This is a genomic window from Bacillus kalamii, from assembly GCF_047238185.1.
Taxonomy (GTDB): Bacteria; Bacillota; Bacilli; order Bacillales; family DSM-1321; genus Bacillus_AD.
The window spans coordinates 1,425,621-1,451,524 of record NZ_JBDFMI010000001.1 but is presented as its reverse complement, the minus strand read 5'-3'; the positions used below and the strand labels follow the sequence as shown (position 1 = coordinate 1,451,524).

The window sequence follows — 25,904 nt, the reverse complement described above, 5'->3', positions numbered from 1 at the left end:
TCAAAATAAACAAAATCCGACAATACGTTTACATTCGTGGGAAAAACTCCACTTTATCAGTCAAAAAAAAGCTGAAACTTTTCAGCTTTTATGTTCATCCATATTCTCTTTCTCTTCCGATATTCTCCGTTCAAGTTCAGCCGCCAACTCGCCATTAGATATATCTTTATATTCGTCATAAGTTATAGCCGGCAAGATGGAGATGGATACCTGAGCAGGCTTAATCCAACCATTGTTTTTTTCCATTAAGCCTGATGTTCCCTTGATGGCTATAGGGATGATAGGAGCTTTGGCATCAACAGCCAATCGGAGGCTGCCCGCTTTGAATTCGCCTACCGGCCCACCCTTGCTTCTTGTTCCTTCCGGAAAAACAGCGAGGGAATGGCCATCCTTAATACATTGTATCCCTGCCCTGATCGCTTTAATGGATTGTCTGCGGTCTTTTCTGTCCATAAAAACACAATTCATGACGTCCATCCACTTATGGACAATCGGTATTTTCAACACTTCAATTTTGGAAATAAAACCGAATGGCTTCTTCAGGAAACCTAATAAAACAGGAATATCAAAATTTCCTTCATGGTTTGAAACAATCAACACAGCACCTTCAGGCATGTGTTGCTCTCCTCTGACAGTGACATCTGCCCCTGAAATGTTCACAAGGGTTTTCGCCCACTGCTTTGCCAAAGTATGTTTATACTCGTCATTTTTTTCTATTGATTGGGTTGGGTCTTCATACTTCCTGGCCCTGCCAAGAAAAGGGATGCTATATACTAAATAGCCGAAAAAATAAAGAAAAAACACGATGGTTCTCATTAATTGACCTCCTGATACTAAATACCTAAACCATTATATATAAAGATGCCTATTATGACTATACTGTTCGAAACATCCGACAAAACACTATTAAATTTGAATTGATTAAATAATTCGTAAAATGGGCAACTATGCTATAATTGCTAGGAAGGAAAGGAGGGAACTGAATGGAATGAAGGTAGTAATGGAGCTTGGCAGGATTATCCTCATTTTTTGCATATTGGGAAGCCTGCTGGGTCAATTGTTAATGTACACGTATGCACACCTTTCTATACCGATGAACTCGTTCAAGTGGATAGGGGGGATAGGCGTTTACCTGCTGCTTTTTATCCTGTATCGAAACAAATGGCAGTTTTCTGGTTACTATAAAGGAAAAGAAATGCATAAGCTTTCACGGGGCACCACCATCGGCATTTGCACAATTGCAGCTGTCCTTATCATCGGACCGCCCATCGTTGGCTATTGCCTCATATAATCCATCAAAACAGGCTTCCCCAAAATGGAGAAGCCTTTTATTAGGTGGTGCGCAATTGGTTTACTACCTGTTCCATTACTTCTTTTCATAAATGTGGTAATAATAATCGTAATCATTATTTTCATCACGGATCCCTTTTTCACAAGATGTTTCTTGCCAATCCGATTCCTTTATCTCAGGAAAAAACGTATCTCCTCCAAAAGAATGGTTGATCCTTGTGATATATAAACGATCGGCATCCTTCAGGAAAAGCTTATAAATCTGTTCGCCTCCAAAGATAAATATTTCTTCTTCGCCTTCACACAAGTCAAAAACGGCATCTTTTGAATGGACGATCTCACAACCAGCAGCTTCATAATTCTTATCGCGTGTCATAATAATATTTTTTCTTCCCGGAAGTGGACGTCCAATACTCTCATAATTTTTTCTGCCCATAATAATCGGATGGCCCATGGTGACAGATTTAACATATTGCAGTTCCCTCGGAATCCTCCAAGGCATTTGATTATTCTTCCCTATGACACGGTCTGAATCCATGGCAACTATCATTGATACGATCATGCTGCTATTCCCTCCCTCGGATTCTTATGTCAAACCGCAACCGGCGCTTTAATAGCCGGATGTGGCTCATACCCCTCTATCGAAATATCTTCCATCTCAAAGTCAAAAATAGTTTCCTTCTCTTTATTCAAATGTAGAATCGGCAGCTGCTTCGGATCTCTTTCCAGTTGCTTCTTAACCTGTTCGATATGATTGCTGTATATATGCGCATCGCCCAATGTATGGATGAATTCCCCGACTTCCAGCCCGCACTCGTGGGCGATTAAATGGGTCAGAAGTGCATAACTTGCAATGTTGAAAGGCACTCCAAGGAATACATCGCCGCTTCTTTGATATAATTGACACGAAAGCCTTCCTTCCAGTACGTAAAATTGGAATAAAGTATGGCATGGAGGCAAAGCCATAGAAGGGATATCCTCAGGATTCCAGGCAGAAACAATTAAACGCCTTGAATCAGGATTCGTTTTGATCGTTTCAATCACATCCTTCAATTGGTCAATTGTTTCTCCACTGGCTGTTTTCCAATTTCTCCACTGCTTGCCGTAGACATCTCCCAGTTCGCCAAAAGTGGCTGCAAATTCTTCATCTTCCAATACGCGCTTAATGAACTCGGCCATTTGTTCCTCATATTGTACAGCAAATGTCTCATCCTGCTGTGATCTCAGACCAAAATCAGACATGTCAGGACCCTTGTACTGGCCGCTTTCAATCCATTTTTTAAAGGCCCACTCATTCCAGATATTATTCCGGTTCTGCAATAAATAACGGATATTTGTATCTCCTTTAATAAACCATAACAACTCACTTGCAATTAACCGAAAAGGGATTCTTTTGGTTGTCACTAGCGGAAACCCCTTCTGCAGATCAAATCGCATTTGATAACCAAATGTACTGATCGTACCCGTTCCTGTCCGATCTTCTTTTTTTACCCCATTCGCCAACACATGCTCACACAATTCCAAATATTGTTTCACTATCCATGCACCTCAATTACTTATAAATACTTAGCCCGACCGTTCCGTAACCTCTTTTACTGATATAATGTTAGGCATAAACCAATAGTAAAGGGGTATCCGAAATGAAATGGGTCATTGACCATTCACATACGCTATATTGTATCACTTATACACTTTCCGATGAAGCCACAATATCAATTGGCGCTCTTGGAGTCTTTACATTTCCCCCTGGATTGTATTGCTATATCGGCAGCGCAAAAAAAAATATCCAGAAGCGCATAGAGAGGCACTTGGCTATCGAAAAGAAACTCCGTTGGCATATAGATTATTTCCGTCCTTACTGTGATATTGCCAATGTCCAAACATTTCCTGAACATGAAGGTGAATGCGCCCTCGCTGAAAAATACGCCCAACTAGGACAGCGTTTCCCCAAACAATTCGGTTCATCGGACTGTAAATGCGGCGGCCATCTCATTTTTTTAAAAAGAATTTGAATCACCTTTTCCCAAAAAGCACATAGTATACTTGTAACTACTTGAATAGGTGAACTCAATGAATAAACATACTGACTCCAATCAAGAATTGGAAAAAATCAATGATGTCTATATCGTGATGAATTGGCCATTATTTGTCTATCTGGATTTGGTCCTTCTGTCGACTTTCCTTGGCTTCCTTCTTTATTCACAAATCAGATATTGGGTGGTTCCCGTTGTTATCTCCATCCTTTTTTTCTTTTTCTTCATCGTTGTATTTAACGTTTTCTTCAAAGAAAAACGAACCTCTTAGTAGGCTTCACCTTAAGGATGAAGCCTATTAGATGTTCTCCAGCGGCTCCCTATAAAATCAGCAAAACCGTCCCTGCTGTTATGACTGCACCGCCTATAATCGTTTGTTTATTAGGCTTTTCCTTCAACCATACAAACCCGAGAAGCATTGTTAATACAACTGAAAACTTATCAATTGGGGCAACAATGGAGACTTTGCCGATTGAGATGGCCCCAAAATAACAGAGCCAAGATAATCCTGTAGCGACACCTGATAAAATAAGATATAGATAGTCTTTCCGTGTAATTCCCTTTAATTCTTTTTGCTTCCCTTGGAAAAAGACAATTCCCCACGCAAACAACAGAATGACGATTGTGCGGATAAACGTGGCAACATTCGAATCGACATTCTCAATGCCTATTTTCGCCAGAATAGATGTCATTGCGGCGAAGACTGCCGATAGGACAGCCAGCAATATGTATGATTGGGAAGGCTTTTTCAGATGGTCTTTTTTAACTTTGCCAATCAACAGGAAAGTGCCAATCGTAATTAGCCCTCCGCCCATGATAACCATAGTATTTGCTGGCTCGCCAAGAATCAAAAAAGAAAGTATTATGGTCAACACTACACTAGATTTATCAATAGGGACAACACGCGACACATCTCCAAGCTTGATTGCCCTAAAATAACAGAGCCAGGAAAGACCTGTTGTAATGCCTGACAAGATTAAGAATAAATAAGAGCGGGAAGACAAGCCCACAATAGTTGAAAATTGCCCCGTAACCACCACAATGATGAATGCCATTATGACAACCACGACTGTCCTTACTGCTGTTGCCAAATTTGAATTGATTGCCTCAATGCCAAGCTTCGCCAATATGGACGTTAATGCAGCGAAGACAGCCGCAAGCAATGCAAGAATAATGCTCATATTAAACCTCCCCGAAAGCAATGATTGCCTCTTTTTTTCATTTCTTTTCTATACTATGTACATAAAAAAAGATACTACACTCCTTAATGGACCATAGTATCTTCTGTTCCTTTATTCGACCAGGATAGGCACTTCTTCCTAACGGATTCCATTATTGCAATGTTGACCATTTAGGAGGTGTGTTTTTATCCCAGTAAATGCTGCCTAAATCGTGGTGGGCGACAAACTTATCCATGTCGGTATGATAATGAAAATTGAACCAAAAACCTTGTTGCGGCGGGTTTTCTCTTCGAACATGGAATCGGATGATGTCTTCTCCGGTCTTTTCATTATACACATTAAAAATCTTTTCGCCATAGCCCGAAGCAGGTTTCTGCGAAATAGCTAAATGGGTTAAATCCTGTTCAGGGCATTTTTCAATATAAGAGGCGATAGCTTTCTGCATTTCCGGCAGAATGATAGTTGTAAACTCATCTTCGATTTTTGGCTTGATCCGTTCCCCAAATTTCACATAACTTGTCTCTTCTGCCTGATTGACAAACTGCTCTATCAACAGGCTACGATCGACGGGGAGTTCGGTTTCTTCAATAGTTGTTTGTAAAGTATAAGATTCTTCAGGTCTTTCTTCCGCCTGTAAGCTTTTCTTTCCGGACTTATGTGCCGCAGCCTCATTCTGCCAGTGAAAATCATCAGGCGAAACTAAACCAAGTGTCAGGATGGATAAAAGAATAACAAAACTCTTCTTCATCCATTTCGGTACATTTGTCAATTGAATCCCTCGCTTACTTCATTCTATTATTCTACTATACATGATCTATGCCTGTATTACGAATAAAACTCCTAAAGGTTTCATTTATTTTTAAGCGGGGATAAAAGAATATAATCCTTACCGAAAATGTAAAATAAAAGAAAGTAAAAAAACACGAGAGGAAGTGTTAACATGGAATGGTCCTATCTCTTCGTCGCTCTGACTTTTGTCCTGATCGCCTACTTCATCTACCTAAACTTCGCAGATTAACCCAAAAGCGGATAGCGCCCGTTTATCCCCGAAAAGCTTAAGACCTCGAGGGGATGGCGCTTGCAGCTGGATGAACCCAAAAGCGGATAGCGCCCGTTTATCCCCGAAAAGCTTAAGACCTTAAAAATGTATGCTTATGTTCCACATCAAATTAAGATAAAAAGGTGGCGGCACTCATTGGCCGCCACCTTTTTCGTTATTTATGGGAGGAATTCTGCAAGTCAATAATCCCATAATGAAATTTGCTTGTTTTCCGTACCTGCTGGGTAAAACCAAGCTCTAGAAACCGCGTGCTTCGGAAGTGGTCCTTAAGAATGACTCTTTTTCTGGCGACACGTTTGGCCTCTTCAATGCTTTGTTGGGGCAGGCCTTCTTTACAGGCAAACGGGGCCATCGCCTGAATGGAATTCGATTCCTCAATGCTGCTGTCAAACATCGGATCAAAGTAGACAACATCTACAGCATTTTCAGGCAAATCCCTTAAGTATTCGTAATAGGTTTGATGGACGACCTCTATACGCTTCATGGCATTTGAAACAGCTTCTGGACTATCGTTCCACCTTTTCAGGCCAAAGCCGGTGATATAGGCAATGCATTTACTGCTTTCAAGCCCTATGACACGCCCTGATTCTCCAACAACATAGCTGGAAACAATACTGTCAGAAGCGAAGCCCAAAGTACAATCCAATATACTGTCGCCCTGCTTAAGCTGAGCGGCTTCTATGAAAGGATCCTGCTCGCCTGCCATTATTCTTTTGATTCTGACCATTGCCAAATTAGGATGGAAAAAGAATGGCTCAGGCGAGTGTTGATGGTATAATTGGATTTTTTCTTTACTTCTGACCAATACAGCATCATACGCAGGGAAAAAGGAAGATACAGACCGTTTCCTGCGAGGAACATAAGGAATATCCAAATCCAACGCGGTCTGTTCTGCGCAAGCCACCATGCCTTCATCCGGCCTGCCAGCAGTCGTCACGATTGTACGGTTTATCATGCCTGCTCAGACAAGGTTTGCGTCGAAGCCGGATTTGATATTCTCCATGATCTCTTCCACTGTAAAATCTTCAATTTCATCACGGGGAATGAAATGGACGCATTCTTTTCCTTTCATCAATGCCATACTTGGGGAAGATGGAGCATGCCCTGTAATCAACTCGCGCATTTTGGCCGTCGCTTCTTTATCTTGACCTGCAAAGACAGTAACAACATGGTCTGGTTTTTTCTCGCTATCGGCAACTGCCTGGATAGCAGCCGGTCTCGCCAAGCCTGCAGCACAGCCGCATACACTATTTATCACTACAAAAGAGTAACCATCGGCTTCGTCAAAAAAAGAATCTACTTCATCAGCTGATGTAAGTTCCTTAAAACCGGCATTTGTTAATTCCTGGCGCATTGGCTGCGCAACTTGCTTCATATATTCTTCATATGCATTAGACATGTATATTCACTCCAAATCGTATTTCTAAATAATATAAGCATACTATAAATGATTTTTTCTGAAAAGCAACGAATCTTCTTTAGGCTTCCTTTTGCTTTTCAATCATGTAATTGGCCCCCATGAAGATCAGCCCGTCAGGCATCAGCCAATTCGGAAAGGTATTCCCATCTCTCCATTTTTTCTTCTAACTTTTGGTTCAATTCTGCTTGTGCATCCATTAAAGCCTGGCCTTTTTCAAAATCACTTCCGATAGAAGCCAATTCCTCATCGACTCTGGCTAGCTCATCTTCCAAGTGTTGAATGTCCTCCTCGATGGTTTCCCATTCTCTTTTCTCCATATAGGAGAGCTTTTTTTTCTTTTCTTTGGTAACGGGTTCCTCTTTTGTTGATTTGACAGGCATTTCTTTTGCGGATTTTTCTTTTGAGACTATCGATAAATAGTCGCTGTATGCCCCAAAATAACCATCAATCTTTCCATTCCCCTCAAAAATCAATAGCTCTGTTGCCGCCTTATCCAAAAAATAACGGTCATGCGATACGGTTACGACAACACCAGAAAAATGATGGAGAAACTCCTCGAGTACGGTCAAGGTCTGTGTATCCAAATCATTGGTGGGCTCATCGAGCAACAATACATTTGGAGAAGACATCAATATGCGCAAAAGAAATAAACGTCTTTTTTCCCCACCGGACAATTTGTAAATCGGCGTTCCATGCGTATTCATCGGGAACAAAAACTTCTCGAGCATCGCAGAAGCGGAAAGGAAGCTGCCATCCTTCAATTGTATGGTTTCAGCCTCTTCACGGATGTACTCAATCATGCGCAGCTGGTCATTCATCTCTTCATTTTCCTGTGTATAGTAACCGATTTTGACTGTTTGGCCATGTTCAATCACACCAGAATCAACGCCTTCACGCTCAGCCAAGATATTTAGGAAGGTCGATTTTCCAGTGCCGTTATTCCCGATGATTCCGATTCTGTCACCACGTTTGAACAGCCTTGAGAAATGGTCCAATAGCACTTTATTGCCGTACCGTTTAGAAACATCTACACATTCTATGACTTTCCTGCCCAATCGTGAACCCGCCAGTTCAATTTCCAGTTTATCGCTGGAAGATGTTTGGCGAACATCTTGTTCGATTTGCTCAAACCGTTGGATTCTTGCTTTTTGTTTGGTTGTCCGCGCTTTTGCCCCACGTCTCATCCAAGCCAATTCATTTTTGAATAGGCTCTGTTTTTTTGCCGCTGTGCTTTCTTCGTTCTCTTCCCGAATCGCTTTCCCTTCCAAGAAAGATTCATAGTTCCCTTTATATTCATATAGTGAACCTTGATCCAATTCCCATATCTTCGTTGTGACATTATCAAGGAAATATCGGTCGTGCGTGACGAACAGGACTGATTTTGGATATTTGACTAAGTATTCCTCCAGCCATTTGATACTGCCCGCATCCAAATGGTTGGTCGGTTCATCTAGTATGAGCAGATCCGGCTGTTCAATTAATGCCTTTGCCAATGCAGCCCGTTTTTTTTGGCCGCCCGAAAGGCTGCCCACCAGCTGGCTGGATTCTTTGAGCCCTAGTTTAGTCAAAATTGTTTTTCCTTCGGCGCTTCTATCCCAGCCGTTTTCCTGATCCATCCGCTGCTGGAGCATCATCCACTTTTCCTGCAATGTATCGTCTTCGGGGTGGGCTTGAAGGTTGTTCAATGCCTCTTCGTATTGCCTGATTAAGGAAAAAAGGGGTGTATTGCTTGCGAAAAGGTAATCCATGATGGATAGGTGATCATCGTATTGCGGTTCTTGGGATAGAAAGGATATCGTATAATCTTTAGGCTTTACAATTTCACCTTGGTCGCTCTCTTCCATCCCGGCTATCATTTTCATCAAAGTGGATTTTCCACATCCATTCACTCCGATAATACCTATTTTTTCACCTTCTGATATAGAAAAAGAAATGTCGGACCATAACGTCTTTTCCGCCATTTGTTTTGTAAGATGTTCAGCATTTAAAATTTTCATTCGTGCACCTTCTCCTAATTCCTTCATGTCTCTTTTAAACGGTCTCTTTCAAGGATAGCATACTCTCATTTATTTAAAACAGTTCTGTCGCTTATATGCGAAGAAAAAAGCTTTTTACCCAATGTAAAAAGCTTTTCCCTTTCATTATAACAATGATTTAATTTCAGATTCAATATCGAATGGTTTAGTCTGCGGAGAGAAACGCTTAACCACCTTGCCTTCTCTATTAATTAAAAACTTAGTGAAGTTCCATTTCACGCCTTTAGATCCTAATACTCCCGGAGCTTCATGGGTCAAATACTTGAAGATCGGATGGGCACTGCCCCCTTTTACATCCACCTTGGCAAACATCGGGAAGGTTACACCGTAATTCAAGCGGCAAAACCCGGCAATCTCCAATTCATCCCCCGGCTCCTGCCCCATGAATTGGTTGCATGGAAACCCAAGAATGACAAGCCCTTCATCTTTATAACGGTCATAGATTGTTTGCAGTTGTTCATACTGTGGGGTAAAGCCGCATTTGCTTGCAGTATTGACAATCATGATGACTTTCCCTCGATATTCATTCATGGAAACAGATTCCCCATCGATCCGCTTTGCTTCAAAATCATAAATCGTCATCATACAACAACTCTCCTCGCCTTCTTCTTACATTGTACGAAAAAACAGGCTGTCACCACAACTGCAGAGATTCAATTAGGGATTATTATGCTTTTATAGACCTGTAAATACGGTCCAAGGACTTCATGCAATATGTAATAAGATCGTACAGATCTTCACTTTGGCCCTCAGAAATTTTTCTGTTGAATGACAGCTGCGCACAATATTCATAGGGCGAAAAGGTATCCCCATCAAAACTTCGCCGCTCTGTAATAACCACTTGGCGCTCTTTTCCCCATACCTCGAGCAGACAATCCCTAATCTGCTTAAGGCCTTTCGGGGTTTCCTGTTCCTTAGATCCATATAAAAAATGGATATCAATAAAGGCCCCGGGCAACATCCGATCTTGTTCCAAAATTTCATCTGCCAAATCAGCCAATGAAGAATGAAGGATCACTCTCCCCTTCACTTTTTCTTGGCCGATCTTGACGAATGTCATGGAAAAACACCGTGATAAGATGGATAGATCAATCGTTTCCGAACGGTCAATGACCTTAATGTCACCCGTAAAATCATGCTCGTAAATAGAGCCTTCCAAAATCACTTTAAAATTCTCATAGGCGGTCGGGTCAAACATTACATCACATCCTTTAAAACAATCCAAGGGCCCGTCCATCAGCGGTAACATCCATGTTTAGCGCTGCCGGCTTTTTAGGCAATCCAGGCATAGTCATGACATCCCCTGTCAAGACAACAATAAATCCGGCGCCGACCGAAGGCTTCAATTCCCGGATCGTAATCGTAAAGCCTTCTGGCATGCCTAATTTGCCGGGATCATCAGATAACGAATACTGTGTTTTTGCCATGCAGACAGGCAAATGGCCCCAGCCGTTTTCTTCAATTTGGGTTAATTGTTTTTTGGCCTTTAGAGAGAATTCCACATTATCTGCACCGTAGATTCCCTTTGCTACTGTTTTTATTTTTTCTTCAATCGAATCACTTAAATCATATAAATAATTAAAATAATGATCATTATTGTCCATTAGTTTCTTTACGCTCTTAGCTAATTGTTCACCGCCAAGCCCGCCTTTTTCCCAAACTTCTGTAAGCTCGTAAGGAATCTGGTTCCCTTTACATAATGCATCAAAGGACGCCAATTCGCTTTCATGATCCGTTACAAAACGATTAAGCGCCACAACGAACGGAAGGCCAAATGAAGCGATATTGCTGCAATGCTTCTGAAGGTTAGCAAATCCCTCCTTCAATGCGCCCGGATTTTCTTCGGTCAAATCAGCTTTATCGACTCCCCCATGCATCTTCAATGCACGTATAGTAGCTACAATCACGACTGCATCTGGCTGGATGCCGGCACTCCGGGACTTTATATGCAGGAATTTCTCCGCACCCAAATCCGCACCGAACCCTGCCTCAGTCACTACATAATCCCCTAACTTCAGCGCTGTTTTTGTGGCGATAACCGAATTGCACCCATGTGCGATATTCGCGAAAGGCCCCCCATGGACAAGAGCAGGCGTATGTTCAATTGTCTGTACCAGGTTTGGAAGAATCGCTTCTTTCAATAACAAAGTCAAAGCTCCTTCAACACCCAATTGGGAGACTGTAACGGGCTCCTTACCATATGTATAACCAATCACAATCTTAGAAATGCGGCGTTTTAGATCATCCAAGTCCTCTGCCAAGCATAGGATAGCCATGATTTCTGATGCAACGGTAATATCAAAGCCGTCTTCGCGAGGAACACCCTGCATCGGCCCGCCAAGCCCGACAACAACTTTTCGAAGAGCACGGTCATTCAAATCAACTACCCGCTTCCAAACAATCCGGCGTGGATCAATATTCAATTCATTTCCTTGCTGGATATGGTTATCTATAATAGCTGCCAATGCATTATTGGCTGTAGTGATTGCATGCAGATCACCTGTAAAGTGCAAATTGATCTCATCCATCGGCAGAACCTGTGCATATCCTCCGCCGCAAGCTCCTCCTTTTACACCCATTACCGGCCCTAGAGATGGCTCTCTCATTGCAATTACTGCTTTTTCGCCCAATCTGTTAAGAGCGTCAGCCAACCCGACTGTAACCGTGGATTTCCCCTCACCGGCAGGAGTAGGATTAATCGCTGTTACCAATATCAGTTTTCCGTCCTTCTTTACCGGGGCATCTTTTTTTACATCCAAGGATATCTTTGCTTTATATTTGCCGTACATATCATATTGCTCCGGCTGTAGGCCAACGGATTCGGCAATTTCATCAATCCGTTTCATTTCCGAACTATCTGCTATTTCCAAATCAGTTTTGTACGTTTTTAAAGTCGTTTTCGTCATGATTTCCCTCCAAATTGATGTCGTTTTCTTTCATTCATTTTACCATGCCTATTCATAATTAGGACAAAAAACCACGTACGCTCTAAAAGATTTAAATATTCTAAATAATATATCTATTTCTATTTACTTTTTCCTTGACTTCTTTATAATGTCATTAAAATACCTTGTTTATAAACAGAGATATTGGAGGAACTATTATGCCGATTAAATTGCCATCATTATTGCCAGCCAAAGATATATTGGAAAGCGAAAATATATTTGTAATGGATGAAACCCGCGCAACCAAGCAGGATATCCGCCCTTTAAATATATTGATTGTCAACTTGATGCCTGAAAAGGAAAAAACAGAAGCGCAAGTATTGCGGTTGCTTGGCAATACTCCTATTCAGGTTAATGTCACTTTCCTTAAGATGAATTCACACCAATCCAAAAATACAAGCAAATATCATTTGGATCAATTTTATAGCACATTCAATGAAGTGAAGAACCGGAAATTCGATGGAATGGTCGTAACAGGAGCACCTGTTGAAAAGCTGCCTTTTAGCTCCGTTGATTACTGGGAAGAGCTGGCGTGCATAATGGACTGGTCAAAATCTCATGTCACCTCGTCACTCCATATTTGCTGGGGTGCACAGGCAGCACTTTACCATCATTATGGCATTGATAAATATGAATTAAACAAAAAATGTTCAGGGGTCTTTTTACATACACTATTCCAAAAGAAAGAAAAGTTAGTAAGGGGCTTCGACGATGAATTTTACGCACCTCATTCCCGCCATACAGATGTGGATACCGCCATAATCAAATCACGCCCTGAGCTAATCGTATTGGCTGGATCCAAGGAAGCGGGAACTTATTTAGTCAGTTCTAAGGACGGAAAACATATCATGGTTTTCGGCCACCCAGAATATGATTCGAATACGCTCCTGGAAGAATACAAACGCGATAAGGAAAAAGGGCTTTCCGTTGACATGCCACGCAATTATTTTCCGAAAAACAATCCAGAGTATAAACCAACCCAAAAATGGCGCAGCCATGCCAATCTGCTGTATTCGAACTGGCTTAATTATTATGTATACCAAGAAACGCCTTTTCAATGGGATTAATCCGGACCTAAACAATACAAGAAGCGGAAAACATGTACTGCATCCTAAAAGGTAACGTTGAAACCTACCTTTTAGGATGTTTATTTATGCTTAAATTTAGTGAACCATTCAAATGAATGGTTGTGAAAAAATAGCTAGAATCACACTAGGATATACGCCTTTTGCCACCAAAATATGAATGCCGCCAAGTTCATTTAAGGCGAGTGAATAGCTAGGAGATATTCGGAAAGGAGGGATGAGAAAAAAGGCAATGAGGAGCACCCGGTTCAGTTCAAAGGTAACGTATTACGCTTTATGAAAAGAACCGGTTCTTCAGAAACTGAAACACCCCCGCATTCTTGAGACGCGAAACCTCCTATGAATGCTTCGCGGAAGAAGGCTCGCGCCACCGAAGCCAATGAAGGCGGAAGGTTTTTTGGCTTAAACATGAGACGCACCATGGAGAAGCCCTGTGCAAGTATATATTGAACTTAAAGTGAAAAATCAAACCTATATAAACAAACAAAAATAGCCGGCAAAAGCCCGGTTCAATACGGTATGCATGCCAGCCAATTAGTGGCGTCATACAAATCTCTACCTTTTAGGTCACCTCAAGCCGCTTCTTTCTTCATAGGCAAGGAACCCTATTCTTCAAAATCAGCTACTCAGCATTCTTGAACATAAAAAGCCACATGAACGAAAGAGCCTGCTGCAAATCGAACGGCAGTCCAGAAAGGGCTTCACAGTTTCCTTTTCTCTTTTCCACCATTTGTTCATCCTTTAGCTCCCAGCCATTTTCTTCAGCCAGCCTCTGGAACTCCCATGGCTGCATCGTGTTCATTATCACTTCCTCACCGTATAACCTCCGAAAGCTATTGTACTTCCTAGGTCCGGCTGTAGGCCCCAAAATGCCGAACAAGGCATAGCCTCCAGGTTTCACTATCCGTTTAATTTCATCCAAAGCCCTGAATGGGACTTCCACCCACTCAAGGGAATTAATCGCCATTATCCCATCAAAAGAGTTTGTTTCTACAGGGATCTGCACCAGATCTCCTTGCAGAAATTGTATGCCATTCAAAGAGCCCCTTCGCCGTGCCTCTTCAATCATTTTCCCTGACAAGTCAATCCCGGTTACCTGAAAGCCTTTATCGGCGAGCCTAAAAGAGCCATATCCATCACCACAGCCAAGATCGGCCACTTTAGCTCCTGGCATTATCCATTTTTCCATAAGGGGAATAATTTTTTTCCTGCTTCCATTTTCCCACATGGCCACCGAATCCTTTGCCCATGATTCCGAAAAAGAATTCCATTGTTCCTCTGCCGACCTATGCCAGTTTGCCATTTAACCAGTCCCCCTTATTATCGCCTTTCTCCTCATAAACAAAGGGACTCTGCATGTCCATTCACCATGCAGAGTCCTGTTGTCTATGATTTATATTGAATCAGAGTGTATGTTCATCTTTTTCGCTTTGTACTTTTTTCAATTCAGCTATCCGTTCAGGCTTTTCGTCAAAATACTGGACTAAATCGCCAATACGGTCAATGGAATCCCAGCTTAAATGATGCTCAATCCCTTCAACATCACCGTATATCAGTTCTTCTTTTACACCGATGATTCTCAACAGCTTTTCAAGAAGTTCATGGCGAAACACTAGGCTTTTGCCGATTTTTTTTCCTTTTGGCGTTAATATGAGGCCACGGTATTTTTCATATATCAAATAGTCTTCCTGGTCTAGTTTTTGTACCATTTTTGTCACTGAGGATGGATGTACATTTAAATTTTCAGCTATATCCGATACTCTGGCGTAGCCCTTCTCATCAATTAAAATATATATTTGTTCAATATAATCTTCCATACTAGGTGTTGCCATCCTGTATCCTCCCATTCAAAGCATATCATTAAAATTTTACTATATATCCACCTGATTCACAAGAAAGGATATACTTTTCACTACTTTGGGAGGAAGTCTCATTTTATTTACAGCTCGTTAATTCTAGGGTTCACTGGTCCAAAAAAGCAAGTGCCCCGGCATATTTCGCAACTCTTTGCAGATCTTCATCGGTGGGGTGCAGAATTCTTGAGAGATTACTGTTATCCATTAAATCAGCGCGTTTCACTTGTACAGCCAGCGGATCGCTTTTTACTCTTGATAGATACGTTTGATAATCCTCCCCCTCCCTCTTGGTAAGGCAATCCACGCTGCGGATAACGGATGCTGAAAACCCTACCTCAGAAAGATCGTTGAGCGACCAGCCAGAATCCTCAACAACATCATGGAGTATAGCGATAATCTGGAGATAGTCTCCCTCAACCGAGTTCATGACGCGCAACGGATGCAATATGTAAGGCTTTCCGCCTTTGTCAGTCTGTCCAGCATGGGCATGAAGCGCAATTTCTAGCGCCTTTTCAATCGGGTTATTCATTTTCATTCCTCCTGACGAGTCTATGATACGCAAATACCCAACTTTCAGCAGGAAAGTCGGGCAGTTTTCAATCATTTGTTAGTATTCAACGGACGCAACTTTGATTCAATATGCATCCTTTTATGTTCCAAAAAAGGAGGAAGGGCCAATGTTTCCCCTAAATGCATCGGATCTTCATCCGTTGCAAAACCAGGCCCATCTGTAGCCATTTCAAAAAGGATCCCGTTCGGCTCACGGAAATATAATGAGCGGAAATAAAAACGGTCGACAAAACCGGAACTTGCTATCCGTGCCTCTTTTAGCTTGCCGATCCACTCCCTTAATTCCTCTTCCGTTTCCACACGGAAAGCCACATGATGGACACCGCCTCTTCCCAACCGTTCAGGAGGAAGATCCAATCGCTGTTCAATATGTATTTCCGCACCTGAACCTCCTTCACCTGTCTCATACACCTCAATATCTGGCTGTCCCTTCTGATAGGGTGGGTAGCTAGACTTATAGCGGAACCCCATTATATCCCTAAGGACACGGATTGTTGGCTCTGCTTCGCGGACAGTCAATTGGACTGGCCCTAGCCCTATTATGCCGAATGATTGCGGGATGGGGCTTTTTATCCAAGGTGTACCACCAGCAACCCCGCTATTATTCTCATCAGAGACCAGAATCAGCCTTTGCCCTTCTGGGTCCTTAAACGCCAAGGTTTTTCTTCCCGCTCGGTCCTTGATTTCTTCATGCTCTACGTTTAATTCATGAAACCGGCTCTCCCAATAACCTAGTGCATCATCACTTGCCACACGTAATGAAACGGTTGATATACTATTGACTCCGGGCAAATTACGGGCCATCATAGGAATTTCAAAAAATGTCAATTCTGTACCTGGATTGCCTTTTTCATCTCCATAAAACAAATGGTAAACTGATGTATCATCCTGGTTGACTGTTTTTTTCACTAATCTCATCCCTAAGACTTCTGTATAAAAATCGTAATTCTTCTTAGCCGATGCTGTCATAGCGGACACATGGTGTATACCTAAAAAAGCCATATCTACATTCCTCCTCTAATGCTAAAAATCAAATACCGGTATATCCTTTTCATCATCAGTTTACTAAATCCTTTTCATCATCAGTTTACTAATAAATTGATACCCATTCAAACAATATGCTCCACCTATCCCATGTAAACAAAAGCGGAAAGCGCCCGCTTACCCCCGACAAGCTTAAGACGGGGCAATGACAAAGGCTGCCCTTTGCCTTTGACAGTGGCACGGCTTAAGACCTCGAGGGGGTGTCGCTTGTAGCTGGATGTAAACAAAAGCGGAAAGCGCCTGCTTACCCCCGACAAGCTTAAGACGGGGCAATGACAAAGGCTGCCCTTTGCCTTTGACAGTGGTACGGCTTAAGACCTCGAGGGGGTGGCGCTTGTAGCTAAATGAAAAAAAAGAAGCGGGCATTCCGCTTCTTTTGCATCTTAATTATTTTGGTACGACGGTTTAATTTGTTCCAATCGTTCTTTGACTTCTTCAGTAGTCATTTTATGTTCGATGACATAGCGGTTGCGGGGGGATGCGCTGCATTCATACGTACAACCGCGCAGATGCTTATGTTCATTTTCTTCAGAGCAAAGAATTTGTTTATTGCAATCAGGGTTTGCGCAATTTACATAGCGTTCGCACGGTTCCCCGGAATAATGGTCTCTGCCCACGATTTCCGGATTCTTATGATTAATCGGTACAGCGATGCGCTCATCAAATACATAGCACTGTCCATCATAATCCTCGCCTTGTACCTGAGGGTCTTTACCGTAAGTGACGATTCCGCCGTGCAGCTGGCTTACATCATCGAACCCTTCATTCAATAGCCATCCGGAGAATTTTTCACAACGGATGCCGCCTGTGCAATACGTTAAAATCTTTTTGCCTTCAAACATTTGTTTATTATCACGGATCCAATCAGGCAAGTCACGGAAATTGCGGATATCTGGTTTCACGGCGTCTTTAAAATGCCCGAGATCATATTCATAATCATTGCGCGCATCAATGACTATTGTATTCTCCTGATTCATTGCATCATGGAATTCTTTCGGACTTAAGTATTTACCTGTTGTCTCATTTGGATTGACATCGTCCTCTAAACGCAACGAAACAATTTCCTTTCGTGGACGTACATGCATTTTCTTGAATGCATGGCCATCTGCTTCATCTATTTTAAAAACAATATCGCTGAATAATGGATTTCCCTTCATAGTTTGCATATATTCATCAGTTTGTTCGATCGTTCCTGAAACCGTTCCATTGATTCCCTCTGAACCGACCAAAATCCGGCCTTTTAGCCCAAGCTCTTTGCAGTATGCTAGATGCTGTGCGGCAAAAGCCTCGTGTTCTTCAATCGGCACATAAAGATAATACAATAGCACTCTAAATGGTTTCGTTTCTGACATGTTCATTACCCCTTATCTCTTTCATTATTTCAATAGAATTATTTATATATTAATAATAGCCATCCCACCCGCTTTTCATAAGGAAATTACAAAAAGCACATAAGAATTTTACGTTTTTATTCTAACAATTGCAAGTGTTCTATGTTGTTTTAAGAATAAAAATACTCAAATGTGACATACTTCAAACAAATATCGATTCACTAGAACTGACATTTCCAATTGAACCATGTATAATTCAGATGGAACTAATTCTCAATTATACGAATGTTTTCGAGAAAACAAAAAAGTAAGAAGTGATAACAGATGGGTATTATTATTGTAGAGATATGTGATTCTAACTTGCTGTCATCCGCAGATCTTGAAGGATTATTGAGCGAATATCCTGAAGTGACAGTCATGCGGTATGAATGCTTAAATAGATGTTCTTTATGCAAAATGCGTCCTTATGCGCTAGTGAATGGAAACCAAATCTATGCGGCTTCCATTTCCGAATGCATTCCATTAATAAAAGAAGCAATTGAAGAAGAGTTATCGTTTTTCTTGTGAGGATAGAAAGAAGTCTTCTCTTCATCATTCATCCTGTAACATAAATTGGAGGAGATAGTGTGAAATTGGTTGGAGTATCCGGAGCATTGATAGGTAATAAAACAGCGGCTGCTGTAAAAAAGGTATTGCTGTCAGCCCAGGCTGCAGACCCTTCAATCGAAATTGAACTGATCGATTTAAAGGACTTCGATATGGAATTCGTCATTGGCAAACCATTGCCATCCTATAATCAAGATACTCAAACCGTTGTATCAAAAATCATCGAAGCGGATTCACTCATTTTCGGTACACCTGTTTATCAGGCCTCTATAAGCGGGGCCCTAAAAAACCTGCTGGATCATTTACCGACCACTGCTTTGAGATCCAAAGTTGTCGGTATGGTTACAACAGCCGGTTCCAAAAATCATTTGCTGGTTACCGAGTATCAGTTCAAGCCAATCCTTTCTTTCTTTAGAGCCTATGTGGCTGCCAACTCTGTATTTCTGCAAAGTGAATGCTTTAACCAGAAAAACGAAATAATTGACCACGACGTATTAATCCGGATAGAGGCACTAGCTGAAGAAATCATCTTATTGAACAAAAAACTTTCATCGTGAACGAAAAAAAGCTGCCAGCTATCAAATGGGGCAGCTTTTTTGTATCATCAGGAAATCGGTCCGTTGTTGATGAGCGATAATGGCTCGTTTACCTCAAATATTTTCCCCCTTATATCTGTGATGCCAAATCCATGAAGACGCTTAGTGTGCATCTCCAAATAGCTTTCTGCATCCTCCTTGGTCCGAAATAAATAGATCCCGCCTGATTCTTTGCGGGCTTCATTTTCTGTCCATATTTTCCAGATGACGCCAGGTTCTTCAATAATGCTTCTCGCCAGATCAGTAAATTCATTGGACATCGCCTCACCGTATGGCCCTTCCATATGAAAATCTACTTGTAATAAATAAACCATTTTTCTCACCCCATATTCTTAATGACTTCTAAACCGATCATCTTTACTCTATTTTAGAGGTTCAAATAAATCAAAATAGCTGCCTCAAGAGACAAAAAAGGCCTGCCGGAACATTCCGGCAAGCCCTCTATTATACATATAATCTATTATTGCTGTTCAAAGAAGGCTTTTGCCTTATCCAAAAATACTTGATCTTCATCTGTAAGTTCATCTTCATGGAAGATTGCCTCTACCGGGCAAGCCGTTTCACATGCTCCACAGTCTATACAAATGGAAGGATCAATAAAGTATTGATCATCTCCCTCAACAATGCAATCCACTGGACATACAGTAACACAATCAGACGCTTTTTCCCCTATGCAAGGAGATGTAATAACAAATGACATGATAAATTACTCCTTTAACTTTGATTTTTTATTAAAAGGCCCACCCGCGTTCATGCCAACGATGACATCCGCTAAGTGAAACCAAGAGATAAAACATGTTTATAAAAATAAATGCTTCTGCAGAAGAAGCCTATTTCGCCAACAGTCTATTAAGAAAGGCCGTCTTTGAGTTCATTGATGGCATGGCTCCAGTAATCTTCATTGAATCCAATCAAGAATTGTTTCAGCAAAGCCCGTGAGCGTTGGTCCATTCCATTCAGCACTATTCTATTTTTCAATGCTTTATCTAACGAGTTTACATGCTCCGGCATGGATTTATAGCCTTGGCGGATCCTTCTTTCCTCATTTGAAACTAGGACTTCACATACCCCAAGCCCGGAATAATAGGGGCCTGCCTCCTTCCGGTCCAACTTAATCCATGCAATCCAATACTGATGGACATCTGGATTCTCACTAAGGAACTCTTCCCTCTGACCATGGAACCGGACTTTCTTCTCAATTTTACTTCGGCCATGAAGTGCATCCATATCAATATAGACATCTTCATTTTCAGCATCGATAATTATGGGCGTGATATTGTCCAAGCTAAATGTACCTGCACCAAATCCTCCATCGCCTTTTGTTGCATCACCACTGATGATGTTAAACTGGTTATTGGCATCTTTCTTCATGTCTGTACCCCCTTTCTTCATTCACCTAAACGTGTATGCAGAGAGCACCTCTAACAACACTTGCTTCTTCCTTCTATACAGGAGTTTTCTTTCTTGTAAGTGGAATCCTTTTAAAATTATCACTAAACACTTACAAATGACAATAATAATGTTTGAGAGAATATTCTAACATTATTATACCTTTAAATTACACGATTTGAAAATGCCCTTTTTCACAACGTTCTCTGTGCTACTATATATATGCACGGGTTGATTATTTAGGAGTGAAGCTTTATCATGCCATCCTTTTTAGAGTGCCCGCTAGTGGAGATATTCAACTGATTTTTCTTTTATAAGGATTGGATTTCTTGGAATCAGCCAAATTTTACTGCTAAACGCCAGTAATGCACATTGCCGCGTAAAAAGATAAACCCGTCGAAGCAATGCCCCCACGGATTTATGTCCATTAGTTATTTTGTTCCACACTTGGTGCTGCATCTTTTTTTCCATCGTCCGGAAAGGCCATTTTCCAACCATAATAGTCATTGTCGGCATTTTTTTCATATGAAAGGATGGCATCAAATTTATTCCCCTTTTTACTGACCAGCCCTTTAACAGGGGCACTTCCGTTTTTCAACAGCGCTTTTACCATCGTTTTTGTCGGCTTCTTTTTCATGGATGCCAAATATTTATCATTTTTCCAAATAACAAATTTGCATCCTTCTTTCCATTGCGAACAGCCGAATCCTTTTTGCCCTTCAATTACAGCTCCTCCGCATGCCGGACATTTTCCTAGGAAGTCTCCTTTGCTGCTCGCTGTTTTACCTTCTTCTACCCTTTGAATGACTATGTCTTTATCGCCTTTAATCTGTTCGACGGATCTTCTAGTAAAATCGAAAATGAAGTTTAGGAAAACACCCCTGCTATACTGTTTTTTCTCCATATCCGCCAACGCTTTTTCCAGCTTGCCCGTAAACTCCAGGTCAAACAATTCCTGAACCGGAAACATTTCGACAAGCCTTATACCGAGATCACTGCAAAGAAGACTTTTATCGCTCGCATAAATATAGCCGATATCTTTCAATTTTTTAATCGTTTCAGCACGAGTGGCCGGTGTCCCGATGCTGAAACCGCTCAATATGGCTTCTTCATCATCGAACTGCTTCCCGCATGTCTCCATTACGCGAAGCAACGTTTTTTCTGTATGGTGCTTAGGCGGCTTCGTTTCATGCGAAGTCACTTTTACTTTTTTGACAGCCAATTCTTCATTTTGTTCAAATGCCGGAAGCATGGCATCCTTTGATTCGATTTTCTCAACCTTGCGCCATCCTTCTATTATCTGCACTCTTCCTTTTGCATGGAAAAGCCCTTTTACCTGCTCATCTTTTATGGCGATAACCGCTTTTGTTTCTTCATGTTCGGCAAGCGGCATGAACTGCATGATGAATCGGTTCTTGATTGCCGTATAGACAATGTGCTCGTCCGTTGTTAGTGATTTAGGAAGCACGTATGTAGGGACGATGGCACTGTGGCTTTCTACTTTCGCATTATTAAATAATCTTTTTGATGCTGTAAATGCAACTTCCTCTTCATACGGCAATCCTTTTTTGACAGCATGGAGCACTTTAGCCGTCCGTTCTTTTAAGCTTTCTTCCAATGCTGTGCTTGCTGTTCGCGGATATGTGATGAATTTTTTTTCGTACAGTGATTGTGCTACCTTTAGAACCTTATCAGATGTCCAGCCTTTGAATTTGCTAGTGATATAACCCTGAAGGTTAGAAAGGTTGAATAAAAAAGGGGGATATTCCTTTTTCCTTTCCGTCTGCTTATCCTTCACTATACCTGTACTCGCTTGAATCAAAGACTGAAGAGCATCCAATTCTTCGCGGGTTGGGAACTTTTCTTTCTTGCCTTCCTGATAGATGGCATCGAAGCTGGCTCTTTTTTCGGTTTCGAATGTAGCAGACAACTTGTAATACGTCTCAGGCACAAACCTTTTTATTTCCTGGTCCCGGTCATAGATGATCTTCAGAGTAGGAAAAATGACGCGTCCAACATTCAGGACCTTGCCGCGTCCTTGCTGATACTTTAGTGTCGCAGCTGAAGTAAGGTTAATCCCAATGACCCAGTCCGCCCACTGCCTGCTTACTCCTGCATCCTGCAACGAACGAAGCTCCGTATTCGGACGGATCGCCTGTAATCCCTTCTTGACTTCCTCTGGCGTCCACTCGTTCAACAATAAACGGTACACTTCTTTCGGCGCTTTAATCTTATAGATGATGCTGTCACCGATTACCTGCCCTTCACGATCATAGTCACAGGCTGAAATGATGCGGTCAACATCTTTCCTGAAAAGCAATGAAGAAATGATTTTATACTGTTTCTTTGCGCCAGGATCACTTTTTTCTCTGTTCTTCGGCGAGCTTTTTATTTTGTATTCAAATTTTGAAGGGATGAAAGGAAAATTTTCCATTTTCCACCTTGCTAGGCTGCTGTCGTAATCCTTTGCATCATACAGCTGTAATAAATGGCCGAATGCCCATGTAACTATATAATCTTCCCCTTCATAATATCCATCTAGTCGATTGCGTATGTGTAATGCGTCTGCAATATTTTTAGCAACGGAAGGTTTTTCTGCTATAATGACCGCCTTCATTCATATTCCTCCTCTATGCGCCTTCGCCCGCTTAACCTGCAAGCTTTGCCAACCCATTATATCATTGTTCCATCTTGTGTGCCTCTGAAGGGAAGGATGAAAGGCAGGAAAAGGGCCGCCCTTCAAATGGCGGCCCTTTTCGAATAGTGGCTAATGAAATAATTTACTTTTCTTAGCATCTTCCGTAAATCTTGATACTAATTTCATTAAAGGCTTTTTAAGGGCTGTGCCGAGCAGTATGCTAACAACAGCAGCCGATAGTAAGAGCAATATACATACAATGGCATTATGCCATAGTACACCTCCAAGTCCTTCTCTTAATAGATTGACTGCATACGTAAAAGGAAGGAATGGATAAATATGCTGGAAAAAGGAAGAAGAAACTTCAATTGGAAAGTTCCCTCCCGAACTGGAAATTTGCAGAACAAGCAATATGATCGCCAAGCCTTTCCCTATATTCCCAAAGATTGAAACCAATGTATAGACAATTGACATGAAAACAAAGCTGATCAAAAGGCTAAAAAGGAAAAAAGCTGGTTTGTTGTGTATGTCTACATGTAGGAGGAATATATCCCCCAGTGACACAATGGATGCTTGGATTAAAGCAATTGTAAGGAAAGTTAAACCTCTCCCAAAGTAATAATGGTGCGGCTTATACATTTCGCGCGGCATCTCTACATCAACGGAAAGCAGGGAAACCAATAGTAATGCCCCTACCCAGATAGCCAGAGCAGTATAAAAGGGGGAACTAGCCGAACCATAATTGGCAATCGGAAAGTCTTTCACTTCTTTTAACTGGACTGGATCTGAAAGGAAATCGCTATCTGCTTTTACATCGCGCCGCAGCATGTGGATAATCTCTTCCAAATTCGTTTTACTTTTTATGTCATCGAGCTTTGTTGCGGCATTTTTGACGATCCGATTGAATTCAGGCAGCTCATTTTGTGAAAGGCCATTGGCAAGGTTGATGGCATCGACTACTTGCGGCATTTTTTCTTTAATAAGATCAGAAGCACGATTCATTTCCTTGGTTAGCCCCGGTAAATCATTCTGAACAAAATTGGCGCCTTTGATCACTTGCTGTTGCATGGCTGGAAAGTCATTTTTATAAAAATTAGCGGCAAAATTAACCTCATCGATGACTTTCCCTAGATTGGTGTTAATCAGATTGGTTGCATCATTCAATGACTTTTCGAGCTCCGGCAAATCTGCTTTATATTTTTCAAGCATGGAAATGGCATCGCTTAATGTTTTTTTTGTATTGTCCAAAAGCGACGAAACAGTAGGCAACTGCTTTTGTGCAGCTGAAACAATTTCATTCGCATTTTGGATATCCCCTTTTATTTGGCCAAGTTTCCCCTTGATAGCAGGCAAGACCGCACTGTCATAATTGGAGACAATATTGCCTGTATCCTGCTGGATTTTGTTTGCGATATCGCTAATCCGGCTTAAACTGTCGGGTAAAGCATTCGGGTTTGCTTTTATGTCGCTGATGGCTCCCTGCACTAAGCTTTGATGCGATTGAACCCGTTGAGACAAGGTAGTCAACGTTGCCAATAGATTTTGTACAGGCTGAGCGTCAATCCCGTTGTTGATCAACCCTTGAACAAAAGTAATCTGTCTATTCAGTATGGCGCTTTCCTGGCTTAATAAGGAATTAGCATTATTCAGTAATTGTAATGCCTGCTGCGGTGTAATGCTGTTATTGGCCAATTGGTCTGCAACCGCTGCAACACTTCCAGAAATCTGGTTCACAAATTGTAAGTTAAGCTTGGCGGCATTGGCTATTTGGTCAAATGATCCATCAAGACTGTTTAAGAAATCATTCGCAACATCCACATATCCCTGGCTATGGTTTGCCAGGTCCTGGACTTTAGGCAATAAAGCCTGTGTCCCATTAATGACATCCATTGCCTGTGTAGCTTCGTTCAATCCATCATTCAATGTTTGCTTAATTGTTCCAAAGTTATCATTCAATTCATTTACTTTTCCAGCCATATTCTGGATTTCAGGGATTTTGCCCTGAACCAGCAGAATTTGCTGGCCTGCCTGATTAATCATCGGCAAAGCGTTTTTCACTTTTAAAATGCTTTGACCGGCTGAATTGATCGTTGGAATATATTCTGTTAAAGAGAGCAATTTATTCGTTTTTTCTTGAATTAAGGGCAGATGCTCTTTTAACTGTTTGGCCTCCTCTCCAAATGCGTTGATTTCCGGCAGGGCATCCCTAACCTCATATAGCTTGGATTCAAGCCGGCGGATAGTCGGCAGATCCTTATCAAGCTGTATGCCTGCCTTATTGAATTCAGCCAGCAACGATTTTGAAACAGTATCTATAAATTCTGAGCTGACTTGCTTTGTCACCGTATTCGCTCCAGTAGCCGTTATTTTCGGTGTGATTGCATTAATCTTATCATTGATGGTAAATACGATCTCTGCTTTTTTCGGATGGTCGCCCATAATGCTAGAAAGGTTTTCCGAAAAGTCTTTCGGGATATACAGGCTGGCATAATAATCTCCGTTCAGCACGCCGCTGTCTGCTTCTTTTTTACTGACGAAGGTCCAACCAAGGCTATGGTTTTTCTTTAGCTTCTTGACCAGTTCGTCTCCGACATTGATTTGTTTCTCTTCATCGATTCCCGTCTGGATATCGGCGCCTCTGTCATCATTTGCGACTGCAATCTTTATTCCGGACGTATTGCCGTATGGATCCCATAACGCTTTTATATTGAACCAAGCATATAGGGATGGTAAAACCATCAGGGCAACCATCAAGAAAATGGCTGCCTTAGAGCGAAACACCCTCCGCCAATCCAGTCTATACACATCCCATACTTTCTTCATT

General features: G+C 41.6%; 27 protein-coding genes. 6 read left to right on the top strand and 21 right to left on the bottom strand.

Going from position 1 to position 25,904, the window contains the following annotated elements:
• Positions 1-81: 81 nt before the first annotated feature.
• Positions 82-816, bottom strand: coding sequence for a lysophospholipid acyltransferase family protein (locus tag ABC357_RS07295; protein ID WP_412886868.1), 735 nt, complete (start codon positions 814-816; stop codon positions 82-84).
• A 172-nt stretch (positions 817-988) separates the two neighbouring features.
• Here ABC357_RS07295 and ABC357_RS07290 point away from each other — a divergent pair, with 172 nt between their 5' ends.
• Positions 989-1,291, top strand: a complete 303-nt coding sequence (locus ABC357_RS07290; RefSeq protein WP_412886867.1) for a hypothetical protein — start codon at positions 989-991, stop codon at positions 1,289-1,291.
• Between the two features lie 75 nt (positions 1,292-1,366).
• Here ABC357_RS07290 and ABC357_RS07285 read toward each other — a convergent pair whose 3' ends face one another.
• On the bottom strand, positions 1,367-1,852 hold the full coding sequence (locus ABC357_RS07285) for a dihydrofolate reductase (RefSeq protein ID WP_412886866.1): 486 nt from the start codon (positions 1,850-1,852) through the stop codon (positions 1,367-1,369).
• A gap of 29 nt (positions 1,853-1,881) precedes the next feature.
• Positions 1,882-2,826, bottom strand: coding sequence for a thymidylate synthase (locus ABC357_RS07280; RefSeq protein WP_412886865.1), 945 nt, complete (start codon positions 2,824-2,826; stop codon positions 1,882-1,884).
• Positions 2,827-2,930: 104 nt separating this feature from the next.
• Between ABC357_RS07280 and ABC357_RS07275 the strand changes: the two genes are divergently transcribed.
• Together ABC357_RS07275 and ABC357_RS07270 are read left to right on the top strand one after the other, a co-directional pair.
• Positions 2,931-3,302, top strand: coding sequence for a GIY-YIG nuclease family protein (locus tag ABC357_RS07275; RefSeq protein WP_412886864.1), 372 nt, complete (start codon positions 2,931-2,933; stop codon positions 3,300-3,302).
• 58 nt (positions 3,303-3,360) lie between these two features.
• Entirely contained in the window at positions 3,361-3,594 is a 234-nt protein-coding gene (locus ABC357_RS07270) for a hypothetical protein (protein ID WP_412886863.1), read from the top strand.
• A 49-nt stretch (positions 3,595-3,643) separates the two neighbouring features.
• Here the strand turns inward: ABC357_RS07270 and ABC357_RS07265 are convergent, their stop codons facing one another.
• The 8 genes from ABC357_RS07265 to ABC357_RS07230 all read right to left on the bottom strand — a co-directional run bounded on the left by ABC357_RS07265 (position 3,644) and on the right by ABC357_RS07230 (position 11,926).
• Positions 3,644-4,504: an EamA family transporter gene (locus ABC357_RS07265; protein WP_412886862.1), complete on the bottom strand. Its 861-nt coding sequence runs from the start codon at positions 4,502-4,504 to the stop codon at positions 3,644-3,646.
• A 151-nt stretch (positions 4,505-4,655) separates the two neighbouring features.
• Entirely contained in the window at positions 4,656-5,273 is a 618-nt protein-coding gene (locus ABC357_RS07260; protein WP_412886861.1) for a YpjP family protein, read from the bottom strand.
• A gap of 445 nt (positions 5,274-5,718) precedes the next feature.
• Positions 5,719-6,519: a class I SAM-dependent methyltransferase gene (locus ABC357_RS07255; RefSeq protein ID WP_412886860.1), complete on the bottom strand. Its 801-nt coding sequence runs from the start codon at positions 6,517-6,519 to the stop codon at positions 5,719-5,721.
• Positions 6,520-6,525: 6 nt separating this feature from the next.
• Complete coding sequence (locus tag ABC357_RS07250) at positions 6,526-6,963, bottom strand: BrxA/BrxB family bacilliredoxin (protein WP_412886859.1); 438 nt, start codon at positions 6,961-6,963, stop codon at positions 6,526-6,528.
• Between the two features lie 134 nt (positions 6,964-7,097).
• Positions 7,098-8,981 (bottom strand): ABC-F family ATP-binding cassette domain-containing protein, encoded by a 1,884-nt coding sequence (locus tag ABC357_RS07245; protein WP_412886858.1) that lies wholly within the window; start codon positions 8,979-8,981, stop codon positions 7,098-7,100.
• 144 nt (positions 8,982-9,125) lie between these two features.
• Entirely contained in the window at positions 9,126-9,602 is a 477-nt protein-coding gene (locus ABC357_RS07240; RefSeq protein ID WP_412888603.1) for a glutathione peroxidase, read from the bottom strand.
• Positions 9,603-9,687: 85 nt separating this feature from the next.
• Entirely contained in the window at positions 9,688-10,218 is a 531-nt protein-coding gene (locus ABC357_RS07235) for a hypothetical protein (RefSeq protein ID WP_412886857.1), read from the bottom strand.
• A 13-nt stretch (positions 10,219-10,231) separates the two neighbouring features.
• Positions 10,232-11,926, bottom strand: coding sequence for a formate--tetrahydrofolate ligase (locus ABC357_RS07230; protein WP_412886856.1), 1,695 nt, complete (start codon positions 11,924-11,926; stop codon positions 10,232-10,234).
• 197 nt (positions 11,927-12,123) lie between these two features.
• On the opposite strand from ABC357_RS07230, the gene metA reads away from it, so the two are divergent.
• Positions 12,124-13,032: a homoserine O-acetyltransferase MetA gene (metA, locus tag ABC357_RS07225; protein WP_412886855.1), complete on the top strand. Its 909-nt coding sequence runs from the start codon at positions 12,124-12,126 to the stop codon at positions 13,030-13,032.
• 640 nt (positions 13,033-13,672) lie between these two features.
• On the opposite strand, the gene ABC357_RS07220 is transcribed toward metA, so the two are convergent.
• The 5 genes from ABC357_RS07220 to trhO all read right to left on the bottom strand — a co-directional run bounded on the left by ABC357_RS07220 (position 13,673) and on the right by trhO (position 17,872).
• Positions 13,673-14,353, bottom strand: coding sequence for a class I SAM-dependent methyltransferase (locus ABC357_RS07220; RefSeq protein ID WP_412886854.1), 681 nt, complete (start codon positions 14,351-14,353; stop codon positions 13,673-13,675).
• 100 nt (positions 14,354-14,453) lie between these two features.
• A complete protein-coding gene (mntR, locus tag ABC357_RS07215) occupies positions 14,454-14,882 on the bottom strand; it encodes a transcriptional regulator MntR (protein ID WP_412886853.1) in 429 nt (142 codons plus the stop codon).
• Positions 14,883-15,012: 130 nt separating this feature from the next.
• Complete coding sequence (locus ABC357_RS07210) at positions 15,013-15,510, bottom strand: GTP pyrophosphokinase (protein WP_412886852.1); 498 nt, start codon at positions 15,508-15,510, stop codon at positions 15,013-15,015.
• Positions 15,507-16,478 (bottom strand): ring-cleaving dioxygenase, encoded by a 972-nt coding sequence (locus ABC357_RS07205; protein ID WP_412886851.1) that lies wholly within the window; start codon positions 16,476-16,478, stop codon positions 15,507-15,509. Before ABC357_RS07205 ends, ABC357_RS07210 begins: the two co-directional genes overlap by 4 nt.
• Before the next feature lie 425 nt (positions 16,479-16,903).
• Positions 16,904-17,872 (bottom strand): oxygen-dependent tRNA uridine(34) hydroxylase TrhO, encoded by a 969-nt coding sequence (gene trhO, locus ABC357_RS07200; RefSeq protein ID WP_412886850.1) that lies wholly within the window; start codon positions 17,870-17,872, stop codon positions 16,904-16,906.
• Positions 17,873-18,175: 303 nt separating this feature from the next.
• On the opposite strand from trhO, the gene ABC357_RS07195 reads away from it, so the two are divergent.
• On the top strand, positions 18,176-18,418 hold the full coding sequence (locus ABC357_RS07195) for a YuzB family protein (RefSeq protein ID WP_412886849.1): 243 nt from the start codon (positions 18,176-18,178) through the stop codon (positions 18,416-18,418).
• 59 nt (positions 18,419-18,477) lie between these two features.
• Positions 18,478-19,014 carry an NADPH-dependent FMN reductase gene (locus ABC357_RS07190; RefSeq protein ID WP_412886848.1) on the top strand — a complete coding sequence of 179 codons (537 nt, stop codon included), beginning with the start codon at positions 18,478-18,480 and terminating at the stop codon, positions 19,012-19,014.
• A gap of 47 nt (positions 19,015-19,061) precedes the next feature.
• Here the strand turns inward: ABC357_RS07190 and ABC357_RS07185 are convergent, their stop codons facing one another.
• The 5 genes from ABC357_RS07185 to ABC357_RS07165 all read right to left on the bottom strand — a co-directional run bounded on the left by ABC357_RS07185 (position 19,062) and on the right by ABC357_RS07165 (position 25,903).
• The gene (locus ABC357_RS07185; RefSeq protein ID WP_412886847.1) at positions 19,062-19,367 is read right to left on the bottom strand and encodes a monooxygenase; all 306 of its coding nucleotides are present in this window, start codon (positions 19,365-19,367) and stop codon (positions 19,062-19,064) included.
• A 146-nt stretch (positions 19,368-19,513) separates the two neighbouring features.
• Positions 19,514-19,753, bottom strand: a complete 240-nt coding sequence (locus ABC357_RS07180; RefSeq protein WP_412886846.1) for a ferredoxin family protein — start codon at positions 19,751-19,753, stop codon at positions 19,514-19,516.
• Between the two features lie 149 nt (positions 19,754-19,902).
• The gene (locus tag ABC357_RS07175; RefSeq protein WP_412886845.1) at positions 19,903-20,424 is read right to left on the bottom strand and encodes a YwhD family protein; all 522 of its coding nucleotides are present in this window, start codon (positions 20,422-20,424) and stop codon (positions 19,903-19,905) included.
• Between the two features lie 445 nt (positions 20,425-20,869).
• Positions 20,870-23,059, bottom strand: coding sequence for a type IA DNA topoisomerase (locus ABC357_RS07170; RefSeq protein WP_412886844.1), 2,190 nt, complete (start codon positions 23,057-23,059; stop codon positions 20,870-20,872).
• A 150-nt stretch (positions 23,060-23,209) separates the two neighbouring features.
• A complete protein-coding gene (locus ABC357_RS07165; protein WP_412886843.1) occupies positions 23,210-25,903 on the bottom strand; it encodes a YhgE/Pip family protein in 2,694 nt (897 codons plus the stop codon).
• Between the last annotated feature and the right edge of the window lies 1 nt (position 25,904).

What these genes read in the sequence shown, in the direction of transcription:
- ABC357_RS07185 (WP_412886847.1), bottom strand. Translation starts at nt 19,367, where the DNA reads ATGGTTTATTTATTACAAGTAGATTTTCATATGGAAGGGCCATACGGT.
- ABC357_RS07165 (WP_412886843.1), bottom strand. Translation starts at nt 25,903, where the DNA reads ATGAAGAAAGTATGGGATGTGTATAGACTGGATTGGCGGAGGGTGTTT.
- ABC357_RS07240 (WP_412888603.1), bottom strand. Translation starts at nt 9,602, where the DNA reads ATGACGATTTATGATTTTGAAGCAAAGCGGATCGATGGGGAATCTGTT.
- ABC357_RS07230 (WP_412886856.1), bottom strand. Translation starts at nt 11,926, where the DNA reads ATGACGAAAACGACTTTAAAAACGTACAAAACTGATTTGGAAATAGCA.
- mntR (WP_412886853.1), bottom strand. Translation starts at nt 14,882, where the DNA reads ATGGCAACACCTAGTATGGAAGATTATATTGAACAAATATATATTTTA.
- ABC357_RS07195 (WP_412886849.1), top strand. Translation starts at nt 18,176, where the DNA reads ATGGGTATTATTATTGTAGAGATATGTGATTCTAACTTGCTGTCATCC.
- ABC357_RS07295 (WP_412886868.1), bottom strand. Translation starts at nt 816, where the DNA reads ATGAGAACCATCGTGTTTTTTCTTTATTTTTTCGGCTATTTAGTATAT.
- ABC357_RS07210 (WP_412886852.1), bottom strand. Translation starts at nt 15,510, where the DNA reads ATGATTGAAAACTGCCCGACTTTCCTGCTGAAAGTTGGGTATTTGCGT.
- ABC357_RS07270 (WP_412886863.1), top strand. Translation starts at nt 3,361, where the DNA reads ATGAATAAACATACTGACTCCAATCAAGAATTGGAAAAAATCAATGAT.
- ABC357_RS07290 (WP_412886867.1), top strand. Translation starts at nt 989, where the DNA reads ATGAAGGTAGTAATGGAGCTTGGCAGGATTATCCTCATTTTTTGCATA.
- ABC357_RS07205 (WP_412886851.1), bottom strand. Translation starts at nt 16,478, where the DNA reads ATGGCTTTTTTAGGTATACACCATGTGTCCGCTATGACAGCATCGGCT.
- ABC357_RS07175 (WP_412886845.1), bottom strand. Translation starts at nt 20,424, where the DNA reads ATGAAGAAAGATGCCAATAACCAGTTTAACATCATCAGTGGTGATGCA.
- ABC357_RS07220 (WP_412886854.1), bottom strand. Translation starts at nt 14,353, where the DNA reads ATGGCAAACTGGCATAGGTCGGCAGAGGAACAATGGAATTCTTTTTCG.
- ABC357_RS07265 (WP_412886862.1), bottom strand. Translation starts at nt 4,504, where the DNA reads ATGAGCATTATTCTTGCATTGCTTGCGGCTGTCTTCGCTGCATTAACG.
- ABC357_RS07275 (WP_412886864.1), top strand. Translation starts at nt 2,931, where the DNA reads ATGAAATGGGTCATTGACCATTCACATACGCTATATTGTATCACTTAT.
- ABC357_RS07245 (WP_412886858.1), bottom strand. Translation starts at nt 8,981, where the DNA reads ATGAAAATTTTAAATGCTGAACATCTTACAAAACAAATGGCGGAAAAG.
- ABC357_RS07235 (WP_412886857.1), bottom strand. Translation starts at nt 10,218, where the DNA reads ATGTTTGACCCGACCGCCTATGAGAATTTTAAAGTGATTTTGGAAGGC.
- ABC357_RS07250 (WP_412886859.1), bottom strand. Translation starts at nt 6,963, where the DNA reads ATGTCTAATGCATATGAAGAATATATGAAGCAAGTTGCGCAGCCAATG.
- trhO (WP_412886850.1), bottom strand. Translation starts at nt 17,872, where the DNA reads ATGTCAGAAACGAAACCATTTAGAGTGCTATTGTATTATCTTTATGTG.
- metA (WP_412886855.1), top strand. Translation starts at nt 12,124, where the DNA reads ATGCCGATTAAATTGCCATCATTATTGCCAGCCAAAGATATATTGGAA.
- ABC357_RS07180 (WP_412886846.1), bottom strand. Translation starts at nt 19,753, where the DNA reads ATGTCATTTGTTATTACATCTCCTTGCATAGGGGAAAAAGCGTCTGAT.
- ABC357_RS07255 (WP_412886860.1), bottom strand. Translation starts at nt 6,519, where the DNA reads ATGATAAACCGTACAATCGTGACGACTGCTGGCAGGCCGGATGAAGGC.
- ABC357_RS07285 (WP_412886866.1), bottom strand. Translation starts at nt 1,852, where the DNA reads ATGATCGTATCAATGATAGTTGCCATGGATTCAGACCGTGTCATAGGG.
- ABC357_RS07170 (WP_412886844.1), bottom strand. Translation starts at nt 23,059, where the DNA reads ATGAAGGCGGTCATTATAGCAGAAAAACCTTCCGTTGCTAAAAATATT.